We start from the raw sequence: 26421 nt of genomic DNA on the forward strand, positions 1-26421 counted from the left end.
CGCCGCGCCTGGTTTTCCACCTCATAAAACCACCCAGATTTCTTCCTTTTTGGTCTAAAGTTTACCTTTACGTAAAGTGAAGCCTGTGCTAAACCTTGACCCGTGCTTTCAATGATAAAAACAACAGGAGTTGAGAATGAGCCTTCCGGAATATACCGACGTTTACAACAACTTCGATCCTGCTGCTCTGGAAGCGGACATCCTGGATGGACGTCTGGATAGCGGGCTCAACGTATGTCACGAAATCTGCGACAAGTGGGCGGACGACCCCAGTCGCGTTGCCCTTTACTACGAAACCGAGGATGGCGGTGACGGCACCCTGACTTTCGCCGAACTGAAAGAGGCCTCCGCGCGTTTTGCCAATTATCTGAAATCCAAGGGCATCGGAAAGGGCGACCGCTTGGCTGCACTCCTGCCGCGCACGCCTGAGCTGCTGATCGTTATCGCCGGAACCCTGCGTGCCGGCGCGGTGTATCAGCCACTGTTCACTGCCTTCGGTTCCGGGGCCATCGAATACCGTTTTGAACGAGCCAGTACCAAGCTGGTAGTGACCAACCCTGAAAACTACCCCAAGCTGAACGACGTCAAGGTGTGCCCGCCAGTTGTTGGCGTCAACGCCAGTGAGATTGGTGCGGACATTCCCGATTTCGAACAAACTCTGGCCGCCCAGTCCAGCGAGTTTGAGCCGGTCATGATCAAGGGCGACGATCCGTTTCTTCAGATGTTCACCTCCGGAACCGTCGGTAAATCCAAGGGCGTTGCGGTCCCCGCCAAGGCACTGCTGGCGTTCTACGTTTACATGAAGTACGCCATTGATCTGCAGGAAGGCGACAAGTTCTGGAACGTGGCCGATCCTGGCTGGGCCTACGGTCTTTACTACGCGGTGGTAGGACCCCTGCTGATGGGCCACGCGACCCATTTCAACCCGGGCGGTTTCACGCCGGAATCCACCTACGACATGATCCGCAAATACAAGATCACCAACCTGGCAGCGGCGCCTACGGCTTACCGCCTGCTCAAGGCCAACGATCACGTTCTGCCGGAAGGCGAAAACCTGGGTTTGCGTGTTGCCAGCAGTGCCGGTGAACCTCTTAACCCGGAAGTGGTGAACTGGATTCGCAACCGCCACTTCTGCCCCGTGAAAGACCACTACGGCCAGACCGAAACCGGCATGACCTGTTGCAACTTCCACGGCCTTGCGCATCCGGTCCGCGAAGGTTCCATGGGCTATGCCTCCCCGGGTCACAAGGTAGTTGCGCTGAATGAGAAGAACGAAGTTGTGGGCGAGGGCGAAGTCGGGCAGCTGGCTGTTGACGTGAAGGCCTCCCCGCTCTTCCATTTCGACGGCTACACCTGGGGTGAGAAAGATCCGTTCGTGAACGGTTACTACCTCACTGGCGATATGGTCATCAATCACGGCAACGGCAACTTCTCCTTCAGCGGCCGGGACGATGACATCATCACCACCGCCGGCTACCGCGTAGGCCCCGCCGACGTGGAAAGCACCTTGCTGGAGCACGCCGCTGTGGCGGAGTCAGGTGTTGTCGGCAAGCCCGATGAGAAGCGCGGCTCTATCATCAAGGCCTATGTAGTGATCAAGGGCGATTATGCCGTCGGAGACGAGCAGGCCCTGAAAGATGAGCTTCAGGAACTGGTGCGTCGCAGACTCTCCACCCACGCCTTCCCCCGGGAAATCGAGTTTGTTGATGAACTGCCCAAGACGCCCAGTGGAAAAATCCAGCGGTTCGTTCTGCGTAATCAGGCCAAGGAAGAAATCGGCGCATGATCATTACGTTTGAAGAGCTGCAGGCCTTCCTCGACGAGCAGTTTCCGCAGGGGGCCGCCTATGGCACCCTGCAGAAGCTCGGGGATGGCTGGGCAGAGATGAAGCTGGAAGTGGATGAGGAGCACCTCAGGCCCGGGGGAACCGTCTCCGGGCCGGCCATGATGGGGCTGGCGGACGTCACCCTTTATGCGGCGCTGTTGAGCAAGATTGGCCTGGTTCCCCTGGCGGTAACCACCAACCTGAACATCAACTTTCTCCGCAAGCCGGTGGCCCATCAGCCCATCTGGGCTCGGGCCACCATGCTGAAAGTCGGTCGCACCATGGGTGTGGGCGAAGTGTTCGTCTACTCCGAAGGCGCCGAAGAGCCGGTTGCACACTCCACCATGACTTACTCAATTCCTCCAAACCGGTAGCGCCATGCAGATTCGAGACACGATGGTGCCGGTCGGTGACGGTGTGGAGCTGGAGGTCAGGCGAATCCAGCACGAGGAGCCGCAAGGGCCGGTACTGGTTTTTCTGCATGAATCCCTCGGTAGCATTGCCCTTTGGCGGAAGTTCCCGGAAAAACTGGCCAAAGCCACCGGCTGCGATGCACTGATCTACAATCGTCAGGGGTATGGCCACTCTTCTGACGAAGAGCTCCCCCGCCCGTATGATTACCTGGAAGTTGCCGGTCATCGGTGGTTGCCCAGGTTACTGGACAAGCTCGCAATTCAGGATATCGTGCTGGTAGGGCACAGTGATGGTGGATCCATTGCCCTCGTGACGGCCGGTACCGTGGGTGACCGCGTGAAGGCTCTGATAACCATGGCTGCGCATATCTATGCGGATCACCTTACCCTTGCCGGCATCGAGGAGATGGCTGTTCGTTATCGGGAGACCGATATCCGGGAGCGTTTGGCACGCTATCATGGCGACCGGACCGACGCCCTTTTCAACGCCTGGCAGACAGTCTGGCGCGATGAGGGCTTTCAGTCAGCCATGGATTTCCGTCGCTGGCTGGCAGCGATCGAATGTCCGGCTATGATCATTCAAGGGGAGAATGACGAATACGGCGTGCCTGAGCAGGTTACAGACATCGTTGCTGGCATCGGGGAGGGCGCTCACGGCTTGATTCTGGAGGATGCTGGGCATTCTCCGCACCTGGAGAAGCAGGACCAGGTAGTAGACCTTCTATACGACTTTTTGCGTAGCGAGAGTGTACTTAAAAACTGCAATTAAGTGTTGACGTTTACGTATACGTCAATCTAATCTGGTAAACAGATAAAACGCACAACAATAACAAAGGTAGATTGGCTCATGAGTGAACAGTACGTTCTGGAGACCCGTAACCTTGTCAAAGAATTCAAGGGCTTTGTTGCGGTCGACGACGTGAACCTGAAGGTCCAGAAAGGCCATATTCACGCCCTGATCGGCCCTAACGGTGCTGGCAAGACCACGGTCTTCAATCTGCTCACCAAATTCCTGATCCCGACTCGTGGTCAGATCCTGTTCAAGGATCAGGACATCACCACCATGAAGTCCGCCGCCATCGCCCGCCAGGGCATTGTCCGCTCGTTTCAGATCTCTGCCGTATTCCCTCACATGACAGCGCTGGAGAACATCCGCGTAGCCCTGCAGACGTTTGAGGGCACCTCCTTCAGTTTCTGGAAATCCGGCAATTCCCTGCACAAGCTGAATCAGCGCTGCATGGAGCTTCTGGATGCCGTTGGCCTTGCAGAGTTTGCCAACACCACCACCGTTGAGTTGGCCTACGGGCGCAAGCGCGCACTCGAATTGGCAACCACGCTGGCCATGGAGCCGGAAATCCTGTTGCTTGACGAGCCAACCCAGGGCATGGGTTCGGAAGACGTGGATCGTGTGGTAGAGCTCGTACGCAAGGCGGCAGCGGGACGAACCGTTCTGATGGTTGAGCACAACCTCAGCGTGGTCAGCAAATTGTGCGATCGCATCACCGTGCTGGCTCAGGGCGCTGTCCTGACCGAGGGTGATTACGCCTCGGTCTCTGCAGATCCAAGGGTGCGCGAGGTATACATGGGTAGTGATGGTAGTGGAGAGCGGGGTACTACCGCTGACAGCGAGCAGTCGGAGGCGGCGCAATGACCAGTAAATCAGATCGCGAATACGAGCAGCTCCGACTCTCGGGATTGCACGCCTTTTACGGCGAATCCCACATCCTCCATGGTATCGATATGGTGGTGCACCGTGGTGAGCTGGTGACCCTGCTGGGCCGCAATGGTGCAGGTCGGAGTACAACCCTCAAAGCCATTATGAATATGGTTGGCCGGCGCACCGGCTCAATCATGATTAACGGTGAGGAAACGATGTCTTGTGCGCCTCACCACATTGCCAGGTTGGGTGTCGGGTATTGCCCCGAACATCGGGGCATTTTTTCCTCGCTCAGTGTCCAGGAGAACCTGACGCTGCCGCCAGTTGTGCGCAGTGGCGGCATGAGCCTGGAAGAAATCTACAACATGTTCCCTAACCTGTATGAACGACGTTTCAGCCAGGGCACCAAGCTGTCCGGTGGCGAGCAGCAGATGCTGGCTATGGCGCGCATTCTGCGCACTGGCGCCAACATGCTGTTGCTGGACGAAATTACCGAGGGTTTGGCCCCGGTTATTGTAGAAAAGCTGGGTGAGGTCCTGATTGCCCTGAAAAACAAGGGGCTGACCATTGTCCTGGTTGAGCAGAATTTCCACTTCGCAGCACCGTTAGCCGACCGTCATTACGTTGTTGAGCACGGTCAGATTGTGGAAGAAATCAGCGCCAACGAACTGAGTTCCAAACAGTCGGTGCTGGATCGCTATTTGGGGGTCTGATCCCGGATAGGACGAGAGCAAGAAAAGCAACAACAACCCGAACCAACGCAAGACAGTAGCGGAGATACAACAATGACAATGATGAAAAAGCTTCTGACATCAGCCGTTGCATCAGCCATGATGGCAAGCGGAGCCCAAGCGGCTATTTCCAACGACACAGTCAAGATCGGTTACCTGGCAGATATGTCCGGCACCTACCGTGACCTGGCAGGTCCAAACGGGCTGAAGGCCCTGGAAATGGCGATCGCTGATTTTGGTGGTCAGGTAAATGGCGCCAAGATCGAAGTGGTCAGTGCTGATGACCGTAACAGCCCCGATACTTCCTCCAGCACCGTTCGTCGCTGGGTTGAGAACGAGGATGTTGATCTGGTGGCCGGTATGGTGGCTTCTTCCGTTTCCATTGCCGTGAGCAAGATTCTGGAAGAGAATGATCGCCTGGGTATCATCTCCGGTTCAGCCGCTTCCAGTATCACCAACGAGCACTGCACCCCGAACCACATCCACTACGTTTACGACACTTATCCGCTGGCCAACGGTACCGCCAGTGCGGTGGTTAAAGAAGGCGGCAAAACCTGGTACATGCTGACTGCGGATTACGCGTTCGGCCACGCTCTGGAAGGCGACGTGACACGCGTTGTTGAGGCCAACGGCGGTGAAGTGATCGGCACCGTGCGCCATCCGTTCCCGACCCAGGACTTCTCCTCCTTCATCCTGCAGGCCCAGGCGTCCGGCGCTGATGTAATTGGCCTGGCAAACGCCGGTGCTGACACCACCAACGCCATCACAACAGCCAGTGAGTTCGGTGTCACCCAGTCTGGCCAGACGCTCGCGGCTCTGCTGCTGTTCCTGACTGACGTGCACGCACTGGGTGCGGAAACCGCTCAGGGCATCCAGTTGACCACCGGCTGGTACTGGGACATGAACGACGAGACCCGTGAATGGTCTGATCGCTTCATGGAAGAGACCGGTGTTCGTCCGACCATGGTTCACGCCGGTATCTACTCCAGCACCATGCAGTACCTGAACGCAGTCAAGGCGACCGGTTCCGATGATGCCCAGACAGTGCGCAAACAGATGATGGATACGCCCATCAACGACATGTTTGCCAAGAACGGCAAGATCCGTGTTGACGGCCGCATGGTGCACGATATGTACCTGGCGGAAGTGAAAACCCCGGCTGAGTCCACGAATGAGTGGGATCTGTACAAGATCCTGAGGACTATTCCGGCGGAAGAATCTTACCGTCCGCTCTCCGAGAGCAAGTGCAAGCTGGTTAACAACTAAGACCGGCATCAGGGCTCACCCGGCAACAGGGCAGGGTGAGCCCGCAACTCAGAGAATTGAGTAAGAACAACAACCAACCCCTGTGCTGCTTCTGGAGTTAGCCCAATGTCCATGATTTTCGGCGTCCCTGTAGCTGTGCTCTCCGGCCAGCTCCTGATCGGAATCATCAATGGCGCCTTTTACGCCCTTCTGAGCCTTGGGCTCGCGGTCATCTTCGGTTTGCTGAAGATCATCAACTTCGCCCATGGTGCCATGTACATGCTCGGCGCCATGACCACCGTCCTGATGTTTGACTATCTGGGCGTTAATTACTGGGTCGCGCTCCTGCTGGCCCCCCTGCTGGTCGGCGCTTTCGGCGTCGTCATAGAGTATTTCCTGCTGCGCCGCATCGCGGGACAAGATCATATTTACAGCCTGCTCCTGACTTTCGGTGTGGCGCTGATCATCACCGGCGTGCTGGTGAACTGGTTTGGTGTGTCTGGCCTTCGCTACACCATGCCCGACATGTTCAAAGGCGGTGTGAATCTCGGCTTTATGTTCATGCCGTATTACCGGGCCTGGGTTATCGTTGCGGCACTGGTCGTGTGCTTCGGAACCTGGTTTGTGATTGAAAAAACCAAGCTGGGTGCCTACCTGCGGGCCGGTACCGAGGATTCCCAGCTTATGCAGGGTTTTGGCATCAACGTACCACTCCTGATCAGCCTGACTTACGGCTTTGGTGTGGCGTTGGCAGCGTTTGCCGGAGTCCTGGCCGCGCCGATTTACTCGGTGACGCCTGTCATGGGGTCTGCCACCCTGATCACGGTCTTTGCGGTTGTGGTTATCGGGGGTATGGGTTCCATCGGCGGCGCTATCATCACCGGTATTCTCATGGGTGTTATTGAAGGCCTCACCAAAACCTTCTACCCGCCGGCTTCCTCGGCGGTCATCTTCCTGGTCATGGTTCTGGTTCTGATGTTCCGTCCCAGTGGCTTGTTCGGTAAGGAGGCATAAATATGAATCAGCCAGTCAATTCCGCCGATATTCACAAGTCTATCGTTCAGGAACAGGCCAACCAGGATCGCAAGAAAATGATGCTCAACGGCGTGCTGCTGCTTATCCTGCTCGCTGCGCCGTTTGTGATTTACCCGGTCTTCCTGATGAAGATCCTCTGCTTCGCGCTGTTTGCGGTGGCCTTTAACCTCCTGTTCGGGTTCACCGGCCTGCTGTCATTCGGTCATGCGGCCTTCCTGGCCACGGGTGGCTATACCACCGGTTACCTGCTCAGCAATTACTCCGGGCTTACCACGGAGATGGGGATCATCGCCGGCACCCTGGCGGCCACGGTTCTGGGCACCGGCTTTGCCTTGTTGTCGATTCGTCGGCAGGGCATCTATTTCGCCATGGTTACCCTGGCCCTGGCGCAGCTGGTTTTCTTCTTCTTCGTCCAATCCGAATTCACGGGCGGCGAAGATGGTATGCACGGTATCCCCCGGGGTGAGCTGCTGGGATTCATCAATCTCGAAGATAACCTGAACATGTACTATTTCGTGCTGGCGGTGTTTATCGCTTGCTATCTGCTGGTGCAGCGCATTGTCAGTAGTCCGTACGGTCAGGTATTGAAGGCCATCAAACAGAACGAGCCCCGTGCTGTATCGCTTGGCTATAACGTGGATCGTTACAAGGTGCTGGCATTCGTGATTTCCGCAGCGCTGGCCGGTCTTGCAGGTTCCATGAAATCCGTCGTGTTCCAGCTCGCTTCCCTGAACGATGCGCACTGGCACATGTCGGGCGAGGTTATCCTGATGACTCTGGTCGGTGGTATGGGAACCCTGCTTGGCCCGGTGGTGGGTGCCACCTTCGTGGTGAATATCGAGTACAACCTTTCCCAGGGTCCCTTACGGGATTGGGTAGATCCGATTCTTGGAGGCATCTTCGTGATAACGGTTCTGGCTTTCCGCAGCGGTATCGTGGGTGAGATCCAGAAATTCGTGAAGAAGAACCTGGGCTGAAGCCGTTCGCACCCCTGAAAATCAGAAGGGCCACCTCTAGGGGTGGCCCTTTTGCATTGCCCGGGGTTGGATGATTGTCCCGGCTTCAGGCCGGATGCCTGAAAACAAAGGCATCCATGGCCAGAACACCGTGTTCGATCCCGCCATCAATCAGCACGCCGGGTTGCTGTTCCCCGGCCGCACCGGCCGCCACCAACAGAGGCAGGAAGTGCTCTGTGGTGGGGTGCGCACGTTGTGCATGGGGCGCTTTCTCCAGCGTCGCAATCAATTGTTGGTGGTCGCCTGCCGTGACCTTTGCACGCACCCAATCCGTGAATTCCCGAGCATAGCCAGAGGCGTTCTCATCCCCCCAGCGAACCTCATACAGGTTATGGGTAAGGCTCCCCGACCCGACAATAAGCACACCCTCATGCTCGAGTGGCTGCAGGGTCTGGCCCAGCTTCCAGGCCGAGGCAGGGTCAAGATCAGCGGGCATTGAGACCTGAAACACCGGAACTGAGTGATCGGGGAAAAGGTGCATCAGGGGAACCCAGGCCCCGTGATCAAGGCCCCGCTTTTCGTCAGCTCGTGCTTTCCAGCCCCCTGCCTCAAGCAAGGCAAGGGTGGTTTGGGCCAGTTCCGGATGCCCGGATGCCGGATATTCAAGTTCATACAGTTCGGATGGGAAGCCGCGAAAATCGTGAATGGTCTCGGGCGTTCCGGAAACGCCTACCCGGACTTCCGGCGTCATCCAGTGGGGTGACACCACCAGCACAGCTTCGGGCCTGGTCAGGCGTTTGCCCAGCTCCGTCAGGGCCGGGCCCGCCAGGCCCGGCTCCAGTGCGAAGGAGGGAGCGCCGTGGGAAACAAACAGACTCATGATTGCTCCTCCGGGTTGCGGTGGTTATCGGGCTGCAATCGCGCGATCAATAGACGCGCGGCCTGCGCCGCTGAATACCAGGGATACCGACACGGCCAGCAAGGCCAGGCCAAACTCATAGCCATTGTTACTCATGAACAGGCCGTTGCCGATATGAACGCTGAAAATGGCGACCAGCATGGCAAATGCAAGTACCGCGCTGGCAGGGCGAACCAGCAGGCCGATGATCAGTGCCAGGCCGCCGAAGAATTCCGCGCCACCGGCCAACAGGGCCATCAGGTAGCCCGGGCTCAGCCCGATGGAATCCATCCATTGGCCCGTGCCTTCCAGGCCGTAGCCGCCGAACCAGCCAAACAGTTTCTGGGCGCCGTGAGCGGCGAAAATGATACCGACGGGAATCCGGAGGGCCAATGCGCCCCAGCCTGCGTCAGTGCTGATCAGTTTGTTCAGGAATGCGTTGTTCATGATGAATCTCCTTGGGTGTGTTTTGACCGTGGGAGAACTTTACAAATATCAATAAACGGGATAAACATGGCTTTATTGAATTAACTGTTCCGGAATTTGAGATAATGGATCGACTGTTGGAGATGCAGACGTTCTGCAACGTGGTTGAGGCCGGCAGCTTCGTCGCTGCATCAGAGAATCTGGGAATGTCCAAGGCCGCTGTCTCGCGCTATGTCAGCGAACTGGAAAGCCGTCTCGGGGTTCGGTTGTTGCAGCGGACCACCCGCCGCCTGTCTCTCACGGGGGAGGGCGAGGTGTTCTATGTCCGGTGCCGGGAATTATTGGCCGGGGTTGAGGAGGCCGAAGCAGAAATTACCGCCCGTAATGATGTCGCAAGGGGCACATTAAGGGTGAATGCGCCGGTCAGTTTCGGAATCAGCCACCTGGCACCTTTGTGGGGAAAATTTCACGCCCGCTATCCGGACGTGGAGTTGTCGATCGACCTCTCGGACCGGCTGGTGGACATCGTCGAGGAAGGCTTTGATCTGGCCATCCGGATTGCCACCCTGCAAAGCTCTACACTGGTCAGCCGAAGGATTACCTCCACCCGGTTAATAGCCTGCGCCTCGCCGGATTACGTTGCCACCCATGGCTTCCCCGTCAAACCGGATGATCTGGCCAGCCACAGGGTCATCGGCTACAGCAACTTCACCACGGGCAACGACTGGCCCTTTGAGGGCCCGGACGGCAAGACCAGTGTGCGGGTCCGGCCATGGATGTATGCCAACAACGGTGAAACCTGCTGCGCCGCTGCCGTGGCCGGGCAGGGCATCGTGCTGCAGCCCGGTTTTCTGGTACACAAAGACCTGGAAGCCGGGCGGCTGGTGGAGCTGATGCCTGACTATCGCTCCACCGAACTTGGCGTTTACGCCGTCTATCCCACCCGCAAGTTCGTGACGCCCAAAGTCCGGGCGCTGGTGGATTACCTTGTCTCCGCCTTTCCCGATGCGCTCTAAAGCGGTGGGCTAGGCGTCCGGAGTCTGCAACCGCTTCCGTTCCGCCCGACGCATCAGGTACCAGGCAATGAACGCAATCAGCGAGACTGCCAGAATGATCAGGGTGGCCAGCGCGTTGATCTTCGGCGAAACCCCCATCCGCACGGATGAAAACACCACCATCGGCAGCGTGGTCGCCCCTGGCCCGGACACGAAGCTGGCAATCACCAGGTCGTCCAGGGACAGTGTGAATGCCAGCAGCCAGCCGGACACCAGCGCCGGAGCAATCACCGGCAGGGTGATCACGAAGAAGGTCTTCAGGGGCGTACAACCCAGGTCCATGGCCGCCTCCTCTATGGAGCGATCCACTTCCTGCAACCGCGCCGATACCACCACCGCCACATAGGCACTGCAGAAGGTGGTGTGGGCAATCCAGATGGTTACCATGCCGCGGTCAACCGGCCAGCCAATGGTCTGAGCCATCTGGACGAACAGCAGCAACAGCGACAGGCCGGTTATGACCTCGGGCATAACCAGCGGCGCGGTAATCATGCTGGACAGCAGCGTGCGCCCGCGCATCTTCTTGAACCGGGTAATCACAAACGCACACAGTGTGCCCAGGCACACCGCCATGCTGGCGGAGTAGAAGGCAATCCGCAGGCTCATCCAAACCGCCGACAGAATCTGCTCATCCCGGAACAGCTCGCCGTACCAATGGGTGGAAAATCCGGCCCAAACCGATACCAGCCGGGACGCATTGAACGAATACACGATCAGCACGAACATCGGCAGGTACAGGAACAGCAGGCCCAGAATCAGCATGACCTTTGAAAAACTGAAAGAGCGTGACTTAACCATGCTTTTCCATCTCCCGGGCCTGGAACCGATGGAACAGCACAATCGGCACCAGCAGTAACAACAGCATCACGATCGCGAGGGCAGACGCCACCGGCCAGTCGCGGTTGTTGAAGAACTCCTCCCACAACACCTTGCCGATCATCAGCGTGTCCGGCCCGCCGAGCAGCTCCGGAATCACGAACTCGCCCACCGCGGGAATAAACACCAGCATCGAGCCGGCGAGGATGCCGGCCTTTGAGAGCGGCAGGGTGATGGCCCAGAAGGTGGTCAGGCTTCGGCAACCCAGGTCTGAGGCTGCTTCCAGCAGGCGCACATCCAGCTTCACCAGATTGGTGTAGATGGGCAGCACCATGAACGGCAGGTAGGCGTAGACGATGCCCAGCACCACTGCGAAGTTGGTGTTCAGCATCTTGAGGGGCTGCTCAATCAAACCCAGCCACATCAGGAAACTGTTCAGCAGCCCCTGATTGCCGAGGATGCCCATCCAGGCATAGACCCGGATCAGGAACGAGGTCCAGGAGGGCAGCATCACCATCAACAGCAACACCAGTTGCCAGTGCTTGGGCGCCCTCGCCATGGCGTACGCCATCGGGTAGCCAATCAGCAGGCACACGACGGTGGCCAGGAAGGCGGTTTTCACCGATCCCCAGTAGGCCGCGAAATACAGGCTGTCGGACAGCAGGAACAGGTAGTTCCCGATATTCACCACCACCGAGAAGGTGTTGTCCACCCACCGGAATACGGGCTCGTAAGGGGGAATGGCCATCACCGCCGAGGTCAGGCTGATCTTCAGCACCAGCGCAAACGGCAGGAGGAAGAACAGCAGCAGCCACAGGAAGGGGATACCGAAAACTACCCGCCGATTGAAAAGGACTGCACGCACCCGCTCGGTCAGAGGGGCGGGTAAAAGTTTGCGTCTCATCGGCTCAGTTCCAGAGCAGGATGGGGCTGGAGGCTTCCCAGGATACGAATACCCTGTCGCCCCAGGTTGGCCGCTCACCACGACGTTCGACGTTCGCCATGGTCGCCTGCACCCGTTTGCCGCTGGCCAGCTTCACGTAGTAGGACGTGATGTCTCCCAGGTAGGCAATGTTGTCCACCGTACCGCAGCTCCAGTTATGCTCGCCGTCCGGTTTGTCGGCGGTCAGATAGATTTTCTCCGGACGCAGGGCGATCAGGGTTTCGGTGGTTTCCGCAGGCGTCGTTACGCCACGGTCGATGAACACCGGCGCATCCAGCAGGGTGCTGGTCAGCGTGATGCTGTCGGCCTCGTCTTCGCGGATGTGCGCCTCGAAAATGTTCACCGAGCCGATGAACTCTGCCGTCATGCGGCTGTTCGGGCTCTCGTAGATATCGATGGGCGAGCCGATCTGGGCAATCCGGCCCTGGGCCATGATCGCAATACGGCTGGCCATGGTCATGGCTTCTTCCTGGTCGTGGGTCACCATCAGGCAGGTGGCGCCAACATTTTCCAGAATTTCCACCAGTTCCAGCTGCATTTCGGTACGCAGCTTCTTGTCCAGGGCACCCATGGGCTCGTCCAGCAACAGCAGCTTGGGACGTTTGGCCAGTGAGCGGGCCAGGGCAACCCGTTGTTGCTGACCACCGGAAAGCTGCTGGGGTTTGCGCCGGGCATAGGGTTCCATCTTGACCAGCTTCAGCATGGCCGCCACACGGTCGCGAATTTCGCTTTTCGGCAGCTTGTCCTGTTTCAGACCCATGGCAATGTTCTGCTCCACCGTCATGTGGGGGAACAGGGCATAGGACTGGAACATCATGTTAGTCGGGCGCAGGAACGGGGGCAGAGCCGTAACGTCCTGGCCGTCGAGCATGATGGTGCCGGCGTTGGGCGTTTCAAAACCTGCGAGCATGCGCAGCAGCGTGGACTTGCCGGAACCCGAGCCACCCAGAAGGGCAAAGATCTCGCCCTTGTGGATGTCCAGATTGACGTTGTCTACGGCCAGCGTGCCATCAAAGCGTTTGGAAATGCCCCGAATGCTGAGTAACACCTCCGCTTGCGCGGAGGTGTTGTTGCCGTTTTCCACCGCTTAACGACCAGACTTCACGTTGGTCCAAGTGCGGGTCATCAGACGCTGGGCGTCCTGAGGCCGGCCTTCCATGATGTACAGCTTCTTCATCACTTCGTCGGTGGGGTAGATGCTGGTATCGCTCAGAATCTCCGGATCAACAAACTCGTTGGCCGGCTTGTTCGGGTTGGCGTACCACACGTAGTTAGTCACATCGGCGATGATTTCCGGGCGCATCAGGAAGTTCATCAGCTTGTGGGCGTTCTCCACGTTCGGCGCACCGGCCGGAATGGTCATCATGTCGAACCACAGCACCGCGCCTTCTTTGGGAATGGTGTAGCGGATCACGTTGCCATTTTCGGCTTCCTCGGCGCGGGCAGCGGCCTGCAGGATGTCGCCGGAGTAACCGGCAGCCACGCACAGGTCACCGTTGGCCAGGTCGCCAATGTAACGGGACGAATGGAAGTAGGTGATGTTCGGACGAATGGCCTTGATCACCTCACCGCCTTTCTTGATGTCGTCGGCGTTGTTGCTGTTCGGGTCCAGGCCGATGTAGGCCATGGCCGCACGCACCATCTCTTCGCCGGAATCCAGCATGGCAATACCGCAGCCGCCGGCGGCGAGCTTGCCGGTGACTTCCGGATCGAATACCAGGGCCCAGGAATCGGTAGGAGCGCTGTCGCCCAGGATTTCCTGAATGCGGCCTTCGTTATAGCCATAACCGTTGGTACCCCAGAGGTAGGGCAGGGCAAACTGGCTACCCGGGTCAACCTTTTCCAGATCGTCCATCAGATCCGGGTTCAGGTTGCTCATGTTTGGCAGTTTACTGTGGTCCAGAGCCACGAACGCGTTGGCAGAGATCTGCTTGGCCACGTAGTGGTTGGAGGGGACAACAAGATCATAGCCGGAACGCCCGGAAAGTAGGGCGGCTTCAAGGATCTCGTTACTGTCGTAAACGTCGTAGATCACCTTGATGCCGGTTTCTTCCGTGAACTTCGCCAGGGTATCCTCGGCGATGTAGTCGGACCAGTTGTAGACGCGCACTTCCTCGGCTGCAAAAGCGGAGGAGGCACACAGAGACAACGCAACAGAGGCGGCCAGCGCCTGTGGCTTACACAACTTCAACATTGGATGATGTCCCTCACTCAAAAGGGATTAATACAAAACGTGCAGGACGCACGCAGTGTTGTGCAGGTCTGCTGAGGGTGGCCGCAGTTGGCTGTTGTCCCGGACGGAACCCGTCGCCGCCTTTTGACTCCTTTAAGGCTTGTCCTGGAAACGGCGATTGGGAATCCGCCGAATTCTCGCGATATGTATCATGAGATTCCGGGTTGCGCTATAAAAATTTAACTCCGGGATTTGTGGTATGTCCCTATCTTGCCAAACACCCCGGAAACCGGGATAAAGGAGTGTTGAAACTCCTGCGCCGGCTCCTCGGCACCAGGCCTGTTTGCGTTATGGAAGGCGTTCCCTATGGCTTCTGGTTCTACGAGTGCCGACTCGTTCCTTCAGGCACACCCCGAACTTCAGTTTGTTGATCTGCTGATCCCCGATATCAATGGCATTGTTCGCGGCAAGCGGGTAGATCCGTCTGCGCTGGCGAAAGTGTTTGAGCGTGGCGTGGCCATGCCGGCTTCCATCTTTGCCCTGAACATTCAGGGCACCACGGTGGAGGAAACCGGTCTGGGGCTCGACATCGGCGAGGCAGACCGCGTCTGCCTGCCTATTGAGAACACCCTCACCATGGAACCCTGGCAGAAGCGGCCCACCGCGCAACTGTTGCTGACCATGTATGAGCTGGACCGTGAGACACCGTTTTTCGCCGACCCGCGGGTGGTATTGCAGAACATTATTAAGCGGTTTGAGGAACTGGGGCTGACCCCGGTGGCTGCCTTTGAGCTGGAGTTTTACCTGATCGACCAGGAGAACCTCTCCGGTCGCCCGCAGCCGCCGAAATCGCCGCTTTCGGGTAAACGCCCGGCGGGCACCCAGGCCTACTCCATTGATGATCTGGACGAGTACGCGGAATTCCTGGCGGACGTGCTGGATGCCGCCCACGAGCAGGAGCTGCCGGCGGATGCGCTGGTGGCCGAATCGGCGCCCGGCCAGTTCGAAGTCAACCTGCATTACGTGGATGACGCAGTGCAAGCCTGCGACCACGCCACCCTGCTCAAGCGCCTGATCAAGAACATGGCCTACGACCATGAAATGGACACCACCTTCATGGCCAAGCCGTATCACAACCAGGCCGGCAGTGGCATGCACCTGCACGTGAGCCTGGTGGATAGTGAGGGCCGCAACGTATTCGCCGGCGACGCCGAGCAGCCAAACGACATGCTGCGCTGGGCCGTGGGCGGGTTGGTGGCCACCATGAACGATGCCATGGCGTTGTTCTGCCCGAACATCAATTCCTACCGTCGGTTCAGCCCGGAGTACTATGTGCCCAGTGCGGCTACCTGGGGCGTGGACAACCGTACCGCGTCACTGCGTTTGCCGGGCGGTGACCCTGAAGCTCTGCGAATTGAACACCGTGTGGCCGGCGCCGATGCCAATCCGTACCTGCTGATGGCCGCGGTGCTGGCGGGCATCCATTTCGGCATCTCCAACCGGATCGAGCCGCCACCGGTTACGGTGGGTAATGCCCACGAGCAGCACGAGGCCTCATTGGTGAATAACCTGCGGGATGCCTTGCGGGAGCTGGGCCAATCCAGAGTCATGGCTGACTATCTCGGTCGGGAGTTTCTGGACGTGTTCGTGGCCTGCAAGGAGCATGAGCTGAATGAGTTCGAGATGACCATCTCGGATCTTGAGTATCTCTGGTACCTGCACACGGTCTAGTGGTTGCGGGATTATGAAAAACGGCGCCTTCAAGGCGCCGTTCTCGTTTGTGAAGCGACGTTTCCTGTTTATTCCAGAACCAGCCAGGTGGCCTTCAGCTCGGTGTACTTGTCGAAGGCATGGACCGACTTGTCGCGGCCGTTGCCGGACTGCTTGAAGCCACCGAAAGGCGCTGTCATATCGCCGCCGTCATAATGATTGATCCACACGCTGCCGGCCCGCAGGGCCTTGGCCACCCTGTGGGCGGTATTGATATTAGAGGTCCAAACCGCAGCGGCCAGGCCGTAGATGGTATCGTTGGCAATTGCGACAGCTTCGTCTGGGGTGTCGAATCCGATCACAGAGAGCACTGGCCCGAAGATTTCCTCGGAGGCGATGCGCATCTGGTTGTTTACCCCATCAAACACTGTGGGCTGAACAAACAGACCGCCAGTATCCTCCATGATCCGCTGGCCACCCTCCACCAGGCGTGCGCCCTCAGACTGGCCGATGCCAATGTAGTCGATAATACGATCCAGCTGTCCCTGGTCGACGATTGCGCCACAAGTGGTGGCCGGGTCCAGCGGGTGGCCAGGGCGCCACGTTTTCAGGGCCTCGCGAATCAGCCCGACAAACTCGCCACGAATGCTGTTTTCCACCAGAAGGCGACTGCCGGCGGTGCACACCTCGCCCTGGTTGAAGGCAATGGCACTGGCTGCCTCGGCAGCGGCCTTTTTCAGGTCTGGCGCATCAGCGAAGACAATGTTGGGGCTCTTGCCACCGGCTTCCAGCCACACCCGTTTCATGTTGGACTGGCCGGCGTAAACCATCAGCTGCTTGGCCACATTCGTGGAGCCGGTAAACACCAGGCAATCCACGTCCATGTGCAGGGCCAGAGCCTTACCCACGGTGTGGCCATAGCCTGGAAGCACATTGAAAACACCCGCGGGGACGCCCGCTTCCTCGGCCAGGGCGGCCAGGCGAATGGCGCTCAGGGGCGATTTCTCGGAGGGTTTGAGTATTACCGAATTGCCTGTGGCCAGGGCCGGCGCGATTTTCCAGGCCGCCATGATCATCGGAAAGTTCCAGGGCACGATGGCCGCCACCACACCCATGGGCTCCCGGGAAATCATGCCGATCTGGTTGTGGGGGGTAGGCGCAAGCTCACCGTACACCTTGTCGATGGCCTCGGCGGTCCAGCGGATTGCCCGGGCCGTGGCCGGTACGTCCACGGTTCTGGCGTGGCTGATGGGTTTGCCCATGTCCAGGGTTTCCAGCAGGGCAAGCTCGTCGCCGTAGGCCTCGATAAGGTCAGCGAACCGCAGCAGCACCGCCTTGCGTTTGGCGGGCGCCAGTTGGCTCCAGATGCCCGCCTCGAAAGCAGTCCTCGCAGCCAGAACAGCCTGGTCCGCATCGCTCTGGTCACAGCTGGCAATGGCGGCCAGTTCCCGGCCGTCGATCGGGCTGATTGAAGCAAACGTCCCACCATCAACGGCCCATTGATAGGCGCCGTTCAGGTAAGCGCGGCCCTCAAGTGTGAGGTTGTCGGCCAGTGCTTGCCATTCGGCCTGGCTGGAGGGAGTGGAAGAGCTGGCGGATTGGTTCATGGGCGCCTCGCAGGCTGTAGAGTTGAGCAATCATAGCAGCACTTTCATGCCCGGGCGCCGCCCTCGATATAAGTATAAGAACGTGTCTTTCCGAACGCCCTGCGCTGGAATAGACTTTCTGCGGCGCGCAGCATCGCCGCCGGCTTCTGAACGTCTCTTTCACCCTGTCTGGCGTCATATAATGATCGAGTATCCCCTGGTTCCCTCGTATTACGCAGCTTCCGCCAACGCGGCCCCTGTGCGCCCGGCTCTGCGCGGGTCCTGCGAGGCAGATGTGTGTGTCGTAGGTGCCGGTTATACCGGCCTGTCCACGGCACTGTTCCTGGCAGAGGCCGGGTTCAGGGTGGTGGTTCTGGAGGCCGCAACCGTTGGCTGGGGTGCGTCGGGTCGCAATGGCGGGCAGATCGTTAACAGCTTCAGCCGTGACCTGGACAGCATCGAGCGGCAGACCTCAAAAGAGCATCTGGGGTTGCTGGCTGAAATGGCCTTCGAGGGCAGCCAGATTATTCGCCAGCGGGTGAAGAGTTACGGCATTCACTGCGACCTGAAAGAGGGCGGTATCTTTGCCGCGCTCAATTCAAAGCAGCTCAAGCACCTGGAATCCCAGCAGGCGCTGTGGCGCCGATTCGGTTATGACCAGCTGGAATTGCTGGATCGAAACGCTATCCGCGCCCGGGTTGGTACAGAACGGTATGTCGGCGGCGCCATCGATCACACCGGCGGCCACATTCATCCCCTGAATCTGGCTCTGGGCGAGGCCGCTGCGCTGGAGTCTCGCGGCGGCGTGATTCACGAGCATTCAAGGGTAACGAGCATCGTCCCCGGTAAAACCGTAACCGTTAAAACCGGGATGGGTGAGGTGAGGGCGCAAACGGTTGTTCTGGCGGGCAACGCCTATCTTGGCGGTCTGATACCGGAACTCGGCGCCAAATCCATGCCATGCGGCTCGCAGATCATTGCCACCGAGCCGTTGGACGAAGCCGTTGCCAGAGAGCTGCTGCCCAGCGACAACTGTGTCGAAGACTGCAACTACCTGCTGGACTACTTCCGGTTGTCTGGCGACAAACGCCTGATCTACGGCGGTGGTGTGGTCTACGGTGCCCGCGACCCTGCTAACATCGAAAGGCTGATTCGTCCGAATATGCTCAAAACCTTCCCACAACTGGCGAACGTGAAGATCGACTACGCCTGGACCGGTAATTTCCTGCTCACGCTGTCGCGCCTGCCTCAGCTGGGGCGCCTGCACGAGAACGTGTTCTACTCGCAGGGCTGCTCCGGGCACGGAGTCACCTTTACCCATGTAGCCGGTAAGGCATTGTCACTGGCAATTCAGGGTCAGGCGGAAAGGTTTGATGCCTTCGCCAGCCTGCCCCATTACCCGTTCCCGGGTGGAAGGGCCTTCCGGGTGCCTTTGACGGCAATGGGCGCCTGGTATTACGCGTTGCGCGACAGGTTGGGCGTTTGATTCTCCGGAAAACTGTGAAATCGCTCTCGTTCTGTCAACGTTTAAATTTGTAATCGGGGAGTCCGCCGATCCTTATAAGCTCAAAGCCTGAAAAAGAGCGTCGCACACAAAATCACAACAAAACAATATCTTATGCATCCTGATTCGGGCATCAGGCTGTAACCTTCCATCACAACGTGTATCCCTCCGTAACCGCCAAATTCCTGACGGACTTGCCCCGGTAAATCCGGAACTGCGCCGCATATAACCGAAAACTGCCGCTGTAAGATTTGCTCAAATTCGTCAAATAATTGGTGTGAAACGATGTCATATTGCGGCAAAAAACTAACGAAGCAAGGACTGCTGATGTTTCCTGCGGCGGTCTTGCTTTCGGGCTGCGGTCTGGACATTTCCAGTGAAAACGACAATGCCTCGACACAGTCTTCGGTCGCGGCCGAGCCAACGGTCCAGATTGCTGGCGCAGCTATGAAAGGTGTCATCCAGCAGGGGCTGGTTGTTGCCAACCGTCTGATTGCGGACAAAGATGGCTATTACGCCCCCCAGCGCCAGGCAGCAAAACCGGTGTTGACGGCAGACGACGGCAGTTACGAGTGGCAGCTTCGCGGTAAGGCCGAAGGCTGGGCCCTGGTTGAACTGACGGCTGATGGCGGCACCCGCATGATCTGCGATGTGGTGCCCCAGTGTGATCAGGCGGGTAGTGCGCCGGTGGCATTTGGTCAGCCCATGCCGTTGGATAGCAGTTTCAGCCTCCTTGGTGCCGGCGATCTGCGCATGGAAACCGTCAACCTCACTCCGCTGACCCACCTGGCCGTGAAATTGGCCGAGCGGAGCAGCGATGGCCTTTCACCGGTTGCCATTTCCAATGCCTATTCCTCGGTCGAAAACTGGTTCGGGCTCCCGGCCGGCGCTCTTCGCCTGACCCCGCCGGACCTGACCAGCCTCGATGAAATGACCAGCGTATCCGCTGACGCCATTCAGGTGGCGATTGCCAACGCGGCTTTTCTGGCTCTGGTGAACGACAACACCCAGTGGGATTCGATTTCTGATGTGCTGGCGGATGTTACCTCACAGGTCAGTGCCACCGGCCAGATCAGCGTGATGGGTGATGGCACCAATGTGGCGCTGGCGGATCTAGTCAGTGCTGCTGCGCTGCAGTCGTCTGAGCTTCAGAATATGGTGGACTCGAGCGTCATCAGTCAGAAGCTGGTGGTTGTCGAGTACCGCAACGTGCAGCGCTTTAAGACCATTGCCGATGTACACGAAGAGACTGACACCGATGTTGCCGACTCGGGCGAGACCACCGAGGAAACAACCGGCGGCGATGCAACTGCGGGAACCGATACCGGCAGCAACACTGACACCTCAACGGATACCTCTACCGATACCTCGACTGGTTCAACAGACGAGCAGGTTGCCGGTACAACCGAGCCGGATACGTCAGGGGATGTGACTTCAGGCGGCGATACAACCACTGATACCACGACAGACGAAACCGTCGCAGACACCGGGACAGACACTGAAACCAGTGAGCCAGTCACCGAACCTACTCCCGAGGAAACCGTCCCGGCAAATACAGCACTGCTGAGCTGGACCGCGCCGCTGACCCGCGAGAATGGCGAGAGCCTGGCCATGGGCGAAATCGCTGGCTTCGAGGTGGTTTACGGCACCAGCGCTGAAAACCTAGACCAGAGCCTGGCCATTGGTGATGCCTCGGTGGATGAGTTGCTGGTAGACGAGCTGACTGAGGGTACCTGGTACTTCGCTATCCGCACCCTGGATACCGATGGTAACCGCAGCCGGCTGTCCGAGGTGGTCTACAAACAGATCTGATAAGGCACAAAAAAAGGCAGCGCTGTCCTCTGTGGGCTTCGCTGCCGGCCTGCTACCATGTACTGGAACGAGGCCCCACTCCGAGTACATGATGGAATTTTCAGACGATAATCAAGCCCTCCTTGAAGTCATCCCCGATGTGCGCGATGGCCTGACGCGTACCGAGCGAATCATTCTTTACGTTCTGCAGGAAACGCAGCGCGAGCTGGAAGGCCGCAACGTGCCGACTGCCATGCTGTATGGCCGGGTGCTCGAATACGTGGATATGAGCGAGGCGGAGCTTCATCTGTATCTGGACAGGTTGGGCGTGAAGGGAGATGGCAGGTAGGTTTGTTTGCGGTTCGTGTTGCCGGCCGCTTTCGCCAGTCAGCCTAGCAGCCGGCAATTCCGCAGCGATTATTTCGCGGTAATGGTCGACATCACCAGCTTTCCGTCCCGCTTGATCGGGCCGTCTTCCTTGGCACCCAGGGTGTACTCGAAAATTCCGGTTTTCATGCCGCCGTCTTCGCTGTGAACCATCAGCATCAGCATGTCACCGGATTGCACCTCTTCGGTCAGGATAGCCGCGACATCCATGTTCATGCCTTTGCGCAATGGTGCATGGGCAACGACAGGGCCGGGCTTCATGGATTCGTCGGTGCGGTGAACCACCAGCCAGCCATTCTGTTCGGCAACCACCTTTCTGGCGGATACTACACCGTTGGCAACGGACTGATCATTGGTCCAGACTCCGGCTTTGTGCTCAGCGGCCAGTGCCGAGCCGGTTGCGAATGCGCCGGAAAGCAGGGCTGCCAGAAGTGCGGATGTTTTTGCGTGCTTGGTCATTGCGTTCTCCTTAGTCTCAGTATTTCCCGCCCGTTGGGTTGTTGTTGGGCGGGTTAACTGCAGCTACGGGAGCGGATGCGCAAAGTTTCAGGCACCGGTGATTTTTTGTGATGCTGACTACGGATTGTTCCCATCGGCGGGGTAGAGGTAGCCATGAATCGCCGGCCCGGTGGGTTGACCTGTCGGTGAGCCGCCCTCGGGCTCGACACTGATGCCAAACGTGGCCTCCTTGAGAAGGGCTGGGTCGTAACCGCTCAATGCTCCCTCATCAAGCCTGAAATCATTGCCCAGAACGCCCACTGAACGCGGGTTTGGTCCAAGCTCGTCCGCCTTGATCCACAACTGATAGGATTTTCCGGGTCTTGGCTCGGCGGTCACCGGCCGGATGTTGAGCCGTTGCTCCTTCAGGTCCACGGTTAGCAGGAAGGCCGGCTGTTCATCATTATGCTGGAACACCGCCACGAAAGACTGAGTTTGTGGCGTGGGTTGTGGCTGGAACAACAGAATGGCCACCAACACTAGGGCCGCCGCCGAAGCAATTGCCGTACTCCAGCGCCAGCGGTTCAGCTGGCTGCGCAAAGCAACCACTTTGAGGGTTTCGGAAGGCTGCCGGGGCGTCGATTCGATGCGGTCCAGCGCCTTCTCGATTTTTGCAAACAGCGCAGGCGAGGGCTGAACGGGCTCGGCTTCATCTGCCAGCCTGCCCAGTCGCTCTTCCCACTGCAGGATTAGAGTTTCTACCTTGGGATCCTCGCGGCGTCGGGTTTCAACATACTCCCGCTCCGGGGCCGGCAAAGTGCCCAGAACGTACTCTGCAACCAGCATGTCCAGGTCGTCGCGTTCCGTCATGATTCCAGGCACCTTTTGATCTGTTTCAGGGCGCGGTGCAGCCAGGTCTTTATGGTATTTACTGGCTGCTCGAACTGGCTTGCCAGTTCTTCCCGGGACCAGCCGTTGAGGTAGGCCAGGCGTACCATGTCCTGTCGGTCTTTCTCCAGTTGGTCGATGCAGTGATTCAGTTTATTTGCCGCCCGCTGGTCTTCCAACTGTTCCTGGGCCGTTGACTGTCTTCCCGGCATCTCGTCCAGCTCATCGCTGTTCGTGGTACGACCGGCAGGGTGTTTGCGCAGCTCATCAATTGCGCTGTTACGGGCGATCGAAACCAGCCAGGTGATGGGCGAGGATTTACCGTCCTGATACTGCTCGGCCCTTTGCCAGATCTTGAGGTAAGTGTCCTGGATAACATCGTCTGCCCATGCTCTGTCTCTGAGGATACGCAAGACGGTGCCCAGAAGTTTCGGGGCCGTTGCCTGGTAGAGGAGGGCGAAAGCCTGGCGGTCTTTCTGAGCCACATAGTGAATCAGCCCAGCGACGCGCTCGGGCGACTGCGAACTCTGTGCGTCGATGGCATTGCCTGGGAGCTGATGGGAGTCGGGCTTCATGAGGCCTCGGGCTGTGGTGTCTGTTCAGCAGGGTACTTGCTGGTTCGCTGCTGCTCAACAGGAATTTGCCCGCTGGCCGCCACCTGAAATGGGTGTCCGTGAGGAAGGGAGTGCGCCTCCCCTCCTCACGACAAGGGTTGTGGGCAACAGGTCACCCGCTAACCTGGCGCCCGATGTGGTCGATCACCTGCCCATGCTCGTGCTCAGGGCTGAACATCACAATGTCGGTGTCTGCCTCTGCTCTTACACTGTGGCCGGGAGGCCAGTAGAACAGATCGCCACTGCGGGAGGTTTCTTCCGTACCATCGGTATACATTGCGGTGATTTCCCCGCTTACCACGTATCCCCAATGGGGGCTCTGACAACTGTCGTTTTCAAGCCCGTGGAGCAACTCGGTTATATCGGTGCCGACGCCAAAGGAAAAGTATTCGGCGCCCATCTTCCCGTAGCCCGTAACATCTCCGAAATCGGTTTTTTGGCGGGCTATTGCACCGGGTGCATCGATCCGTACAGGTACATCTTCTTTTGCGATATGCATAAAGATTACCTCCGTGTCGATTCATTGCCAGGGCTTTACCCACTGCGTGCTTACATCGGGTTTAGCCCTGTCGATCACAATAGCACAGTGTTTTGCTTGCGCCACCGCACCGGCGGCATGCCCGTCCAGCGCCGGAACGCGCGGTAAAACGTGCTTACCTCGGCAAAGCCCAGCGCCTCGGCGATTTCGGGTAGGGAAGAGCTGGAATCGGCCACCGCTTGCAGGGCTTTTTCGCGGCGAACGTCGTCGACAAGCCCATCGAAGGTCTGGCCCTGTTCACGGAGTCGCCGGGCCAGGCTGCGCTCGCTGATCCCCAGGGCTTCCGCGGCGTCTGCACGGCGGGGCAGAACTGGCCCGATGCGGGCGGCGAGCCATCGGCGTATTTCCGGCACTGAGGCACTGTTAATGGAGAGGGCGGCAAGGCGGGCATTGGTGTAGCGCTCGTGCACCTGCGCAAGCTGGGGGTCCGCCTGGGGCAGGGGCTGGTCCAGAACGGAGTTGTCGATCTGTACACCGCTGAACGCTTGCTCGAATTCCACCGGGCAGTTGAACACGGTCTGGTACCCGGCCAACGGCCCCAGCCGGGGCTGGCTGAATTGCACCCGGGCCGGTTGCATACGGGTGCCTGTAACCCAGCTCCCGAAGCCCACGACCGAAGCCAGCACCGCCTCAATCTGGTGGGGACTGAACGCCAGCCGGCCCTGCCTGGGATGGTAAACCAGCCAGGTCGCCGCGTTGCCGGCGACAACCTGAAAGCGCCCGCCATCGGAGATCAGCCGCTGGAAACGCTGAACCATCACAATGGCCTCCCGCAGGGTGGCCGCGGACTGCAGCGCAAACCCGACACCACTGATGCTCATCGGCGAGAACTCCGCGCCCACTTTCAGGCCGAAGCCCGGGTCGCCAGTGCACCGTTCGGCGGCGTGCCAGAGCCGGGTAATGTCGTCGATCGGCCAGCGTTCCAGTTCGCAGGCGGAGTGCGGAATACCTGCGGCGGCCAACAGCTGGTCCGCCGAAACAGATAGCCTCTCGGCAGCACCGATCACCGTGTTTATCCAGCCAATGGAAACCGTGGCCTCTAAGGTCAATTTTTCTGGCCTCTGAAGTCAATTTTAAAGCCATGGTACCGGTATATCTTTAAACCTGACAACTCATTGCAATCGGGTCGGATGCGATATGGCCAAGGTAATTACCTCGGATATTCTGGTGGTCGGCGGCGGGCTGGCCGGCATTGTCGCGGCTCTTGAAGGCTTGCGTGCTGGTAAGTCCGTAACCCTGGCGGACCGTGACACGGAAGAACGGATGGGCGGCCTGGCGCTGTGGGCCTTTGGCGGCATGATGCTGGTGGGCACGCCGCTGCAGAAACGCATGAAGATTGCCGACACACCGGAAATTGCCCTGGAAGACTGGCTCAGCTTTGGCGAGCTGGCACCCGAGGATGACTTGCCCCTGCAATGGGCCAAGTATTACGTGGAACACTCACGCTCCGAGGTCTACGACTGGCTCAGCAACGAAGGCATCAAGTTCTTGCCCGCCGTGAACTGGGTTGAGCGCGGCCGTTTCGGCGATGGCAACCGTTTGCCCCGTTACCATGTGGTCTGGGGCACCGCCCGGGAACTCGTGCGTTGCCTGATGACGGCGCTACACCGGGAGAACACCAGCGGTAAACTCACACTGCTGCACCAGCATCGCATCACGGAACTGGATCAAGAGGCAGGAAACGTCAGCGGCGCTCTGGCCATTAACGAAGCCACCGGTGAAGAAGTCCGCTTCGCGGCTTCGGCGGTGGTGCTGGCCACCGGCGGCATCAACGGTAGCCACAAGGAGTGCCGCGCCAACTGGCCGGTGGATCGCCCGCAACCCACCCGCATGCTGAACGGTGCCCATCCCTATGCCGATGGCCGCATGCATCACTGGGTCGCCGATGCCCTCGGGGGGCAGATTACCCACGCCGGCGAAATGTGGAATTACGCCGCCGGCTTCCCGCATCCGTACCCCCACTTTCCCGGCCACGGCCTGTCCACCATACCCTGCAAATCCGCGCTGTGGCTGAACCACCGGGGGGAGCGGATTGGCCCGGAGCCCCTGGTAACCGGCTTTGACACCCACTGGCTATGCCAGAGGGTGGCGGAACAGGAAAAGCCCTGGACCTGGCACCTGCTGAACTGGCGCATCGCCGCCAAGGAATTTGCCATCTCCGGCGCCGAGCACAATGCCCGCATCCGCGATAAACAGTTCCCACTGTTCGTAAAAGAGTTGCTGCTGGGCAATCACGCCCTGATACGACAAATGCAGCACGAAAGCCGGGATTTCCTGGTGGCGGACAGCCTGATGGAACTGGCCGGCAAGATGAACGCGCTCACCTGTTCCAACGACATCAACCCGGCCACACTCAAGGCCACCGCCGATGCTTTTGATGCCAATTTCACCGCAGGCACCAGCCTCCACGACGATCCCCAAATCCGCATGATCCAGCATGCCAGGGAATGGAAGCCGGACCGCCTGCGCACCTGCAAGCCGGCCCCGCTGCAGAAACCGGGCGCCGGCCCCTACATCGCCATCCGTATGCAGCTGATTACCCGCAAGAGCCTGGGTGGCCTGCAAACCGATCTGCAAAGCCGCGTTCTCAATGGCCATGGGCAGCCGGTGGGCGGCCTCTACTGTGTTGGCGAGGCAGCCGGCTTCGGTGGCGGTGGTGCTAATGGCAAACGATCCCTGGAAGGCACCTTCCTGCCTGGTTGCATCATGACCGCCCGCGCAGCGGTGCGCTCTATTGTGGCCGGAGGCTGAACCCCGTGGGCAAATCATTCAACCGAAACCCTGAACCCGGA

26 protein-coding genes are annotated in these 26421 nt (G+C 58.8%); 14 read left to right on the top strand and 12 right to left on the bottom strand.

Going from position 1 to position 26421, the window contains the following annotated elements:
• Nucleotides 1-136 precede the first annotated feature (136 nt).
• The 8 genes from NUW46_RS06175 (at nucleotide 137) to NUW46_RS06210 (ending at nucleotide 7883) form a co-directional block, all read left to right on the top strand.
• Nucleotides 137-1786 (top strand): AMP-binding protein, encoded by a 1650-nt coding sequence (locus tag NUW46_RS06175; protein ID WP_418141652.1) that lies wholly within the window; start codon nucleotides 137-139, stop codon nucleotides 1784-1786.
• A complete protein-coding gene (locus NUW46_RS06180; RefSeq protein WP_136631801.1) occupies nucleotides 1783-2199 on the top strand; it encodes a PaaI family thioesterase in 417 nt (138 codons plus the stop codon). The genes NUW46_RS06175 and NUW46_RS06180 overlap by 4 nt, the downstream gene beginning before the upstream one ends.
• A gap of 4 nt (nucleotides 2200-2203) precedes the next feature.
• Nucleotides 2204-3007, top strand: coding sequence for an alpha/beta fold hydrolase (locus tag NUW46_RS06185; protein ID WP_418141653.1), 804 nt, complete (start codon nucleotides 2204-2206; stop codon nucleotides 3005-3007).
• Between the two features lie 78 nt (nucleotides 3008-3085).
• Nucleotides 3086-3889 (top strand): ABC transporter ATP-binding protein, encoded by an 804-nt coding sequence (locus tag NUW46_RS06190; RefSeq protein WP_069184244.1) that lies wholly within the window; start codon nucleotides 3086-3088, stop codon nucleotides 3887-3889.
• Nucleotides 3886-4608 carry an ABC transporter ATP-binding protein gene (locus NUW46_RS06195; RefSeq protein ID WP_069184245.1) on the top strand — a complete coding sequence of 241 codons (723 nt, stop codon included), beginning with the start codon at nucleotides 3886-3888 and terminating at the stop codon, nucleotides 4606-4608. The genes NUW46_RS06190 and NUW46_RS06195 overlap by 4 nt, the downstream gene beginning before the upstream one ends.
• Before the next feature lie 72 nt (nucleotides 4609-4680).
• Entirely contained in the window at nucleotides 4681-5892 is a 1212-nt protein-coding gene (locus NUW46_RS06200; RefSeq protein ID WP_069184246.1) for an ABC transporter substrate-binding protein, read from the top strand.
• A 105-nt stretch (nucleotides 5893-5997) separates the two neighbouring features.
• Nucleotides 5998-6885: a branched-chain amino acid ABC transporter permease gene (locus NUW46_RS06205; protein WP_069184247.1), complete on the top strand. Its 888-nt coding sequence runs from the start codon at nucleotides 5998-6000 to the stop codon at nucleotides 6883-6885.
• 2 nt (nucleotides 6886-6887) lie between these two features.
• Nucleotides 6888-7883 (top strand): branched-chain amino acid ABC transporter permease, encoded by a 996-nt coding sequence (locus tag NUW46_RS06210; protein ID WP_069184248.1) that lies wholly within the window; start codon nucleotides 6888-6890, stop codon nucleotides 7881-7883.
• Between the two features lie 85 nt (nucleotides 7884-7968).
• On the opposite strand, the gene NUW46_RS06215 is transcribed toward NUW46_RS06210, so the two are convergent.
• Both NUW46_RS06215 and NUW46_RS06220 read right to left on the bottom strand, forming a co-directional pair.
• The gene (locus NUW46_RS06215) at nucleotides 7969-8742 is read right to left on the bottom strand and encodes a DODA-type extradiol aromatic ring-opening family dioxygenase (protein WP_412537266.1); all 774 of its coding nucleotides are present in this window, start codon (nucleotides 8740-8742) and stop codon (nucleotides 7969-7971) included.
• A 24-nt stretch (nucleotides 8743-8766) separates the two neighbouring features.
• On the bottom strand, nucleotides 8767-9207 hold the full coding sequence (locus tag NUW46_RS06220) for a DoxX family protein (protein ID WP_069184250.1): 441 nt from the start codon (nucleotides 9205-9207) through the stop codon (nucleotides 8767-8769).
• Nucleotides 9208-9311: 104 nt separating this feature from the next.
• Here NUW46_RS06220 and NUW46_RS06225 point away from each other — a divergent pair, with 104 nt between their 5' ends.
• On the top strand, nucleotides 9312-10202 hold the full coding sequence (locus tag NUW46_RS06225) for a LysR family transcriptional regulator (protein ID WP_069184251.1): 891 nt from the start codon (nucleotides 9312-9314) through the stop codon (nucleotides 10200-10202).
• Nucleotides 10203-10211: 9 nt separating this feature from the next.
• On the opposite strand, the gene NUW46_RS06230 is transcribed toward NUW46_RS06225, so the two are convergent.
• The 4 genes from NUW46_RS06230 to NUW46_RS06245 are packed head-to-tail and all read right to left on the bottom strand — an operon-like array spanning nucleotide 10212 to nucleotide 14194.
• A complete protein-coding gene (locus tag NUW46_RS06230; RefSeq protein ID WP_418141654.1) occupies nucleotides 10212-11039 on the bottom strand; it encodes an ABC transporter permease subunit in 828 nt (275 codons plus the stop codon).
• Nucleotides 11032-11961 carry an ABC transporter permease subunit gene (locus NUW46_RS06235; RefSeq protein WP_136631691.1) on the bottom strand — a complete coding sequence of 310 codons (930 nt, stop codon included), beginning with the start codon at nucleotides 11959-11961 and terminating at the stop codon, nucleotides 11032-11034. Before NUW46_RS06235 ends, NUW46_RS06230 begins: the two co-directional genes overlap by 8 nt.
• Nucleotides 11962-11965: 4 nt before the next feature.
• The gene (potA, locus tag NUW46_RS06240; RefSeq protein WP_209398504.1) at nucleotides 11966-13084 is read right to left on the bottom strand and encodes a polyamine ABC transporter ATP-binding protein; all 1119 of its coding nucleotides are present in this window, start codon (nucleotides 13082-13084) and stop codon (nucleotides 11966-11968) included.
• Nucleotides 13085-13087: 3 nt separating this feature from the next.
• Nucleotides 13088-14194, bottom strand: a complete 1107-nt coding sequence (locus NUW46_RS06245; protein ID WP_136631689.1) for a polyamine ABC transporter substrate-binding protein — start codon at nucleotides 14192-14194, stop codon at nucleotides 13088-13090.
• Between the two features lie 345 nt (nucleotides 14195-14539).
• On the opposite strand from NUW46_RS06245, the gene NUW46_RS06250 reads away from it, so the two are divergent.
• The gene (locus NUW46_RS06250) at nucleotides 14540-15904 is read left to right on the top strand and encodes a glutamine synthetase family protein (RefSeq protein WP_418141655.1); all 1365 of its coding nucleotides are present in this window, start codon (nucleotides 14540-14542) and stop codon (nucleotides 15902-15904) included.
• 68 nt (nucleotides 15905-15972) lie between these two features.
• Here NUW46_RS06250 and NUW46_RS06255 read toward each other — a convergent pair whose 3' ends face one another.
• Nucleotides 15973-17490 (bottom strand): aldehyde dehydrogenase, encoded by a 1518-nt coding sequence (locus NUW46_RS06255; RefSeq protein ID WP_136629357.1) that lies wholly within the window; start codon nucleotides 17488-17490, stop codon nucleotides 15973-15975.
• Nucleotides 17491-17671: 181 nt separating this feature from the next.
• Between NUW46_RS06255 and NUW46_RS06260 the strand changes: the two genes are divergently transcribed.
• The 3 genes from NUW46_RS06260 (at nucleotide 17672) to NUW46_RS06270 (ending at nucleotide 21113) form a co-directional block, all read left to right on the top strand.
• Complete coding sequence (locus NUW46_RS06260) at nucleotides 17672-18955, top strand: NAD(P)/FAD-dependent oxidoreductase (protein ID WP_136629358.1); 1284 nt, start codon at nucleotides 17672-17674, stop codon at nucleotides 18953-18955.
• Nucleotides 18956-19300: 345 nt separating this feature from the next.
• Nucleotides 19301-20785, top strand: a complete 1485-nt coding sequence (locus NUW46_RS06265; RefSeq protein WP_418141656.1) for a hypothetical protein — start codon at nucleotides 19301-19303, stop codon at nucleotides 20783-20785.
• Nucleotides 20786-20876: 91 nt separating this feature from the next.
• A complete protein-coding gene (locus NUW46_RS06270; protein ID WP_418142016.1) occupies nucleotides 20877-21113 on the top strand; it encodes a hypothetical protein in 237 nt (78 codons plus the stop codon).
• Nucleotides 21114-21181: 68 nt separating this feature from the next.
• On the opposite strand, the gene NUW46_RS06275 is transcribed toward NUW46_RS06270, so the two are convergent.
• The 5 genes from NUW46_RS06275 to NUW46_RS06295 form a co-directional block, all read right to left on the bottom strand.
• Nucleotides 21182-21610: a DUF7282 domain-containing protein gene (locus NUW46_RS06275; protein ID WP_069184260.1), complete on the bottom strand. Its 429-nt coding sequence runs from the start codon at nucleotides 21608-21610 to the stop codon at nucleotides 21182-21184.
• A 117-nt stretch (nucleotides 21611-21727) separates the two neighbouring features.
• Nucleotides 21728-22459, bottom strand: coding sequence for an anti-sigma factor (locus NUW46_RS06280; RefSeq protein WP_418141657.1), 732 nt, complete (start codon nucleotides 22457-22459; stop codon nucleotides 21728-21730).
• Nucleotides 22456-23052: a sigma-70 family RNA polymerase sigma factor gene (locus NUW46_RS06285; RefSeq protein ID WP_418141658.1), complete on the bottom strand. Its 597-nt coding sequence runs from the start codon at nucleotides 23050-23052 to the stop codon at nucleotides 22456-22458. The genes NUW46_RS06280 and NUW46_RS06285 overlap by 4 nt, the downstream gene beginning before the upstream one ends.
• A 151-nt stretch (nucleotides 23053-23203) precedes the next feature.
• Nucleotides 23204-23590 carry a hypothetical protein gene (locus NUW46_RS06290; RefSeq protein WP_418141659.1) on the bottom strand — a complete coding sequence of 129 codons (387 nt, stop codon included), beginning with the start codon at nucleotides 23588-23590 and terminating at the stop codon, nucleotides 23204-23206.
• 74 nt (nucleotides 23591-23664) lie between these two features.
• Complete coding sequence (locus NUW46_RS06295) at nucleotides 23665-24678, bottom strand: AraC family transcriptional regulator (protein WP_418141660.1); 1014 nt, start codon at nucleotides 24676-24678, stop codon at nucleotides 23665-23667.
• Nucleotides 24679-24766: 88 nt separating this feature from the next.
• Here NUW46_RS06295 and NUW46_RS06300 point away from each other — a divergent pair, with 88 nt between their 5' ends.
• The gene (locus NUW46_RS06300; protein ID WP_418141661.1) at nucleotides 24767-26380 is read left to right on the top strand and encodes an FAD-dependent oxidoreductase; all 1614 of its coding nucleotides are present in this window, start codon (nucleotides 24767-24769) and stop codon (nucleotides 26378-26380) included.
• The last annotated feature ends 41 nt before the right edge of the window (nucleotides 26381-26421 follow it).

Origin of the sequence: Marinobacter sp. MA (assembly GCF_048298425.1) — a bacterium.
Lineage (GTDB): Bacteria > Pseudomonadota > Gammaproteobacteria > Pseudomonadales > Oleiphilaceae > Marinobacter > Marinobacter salsuginis.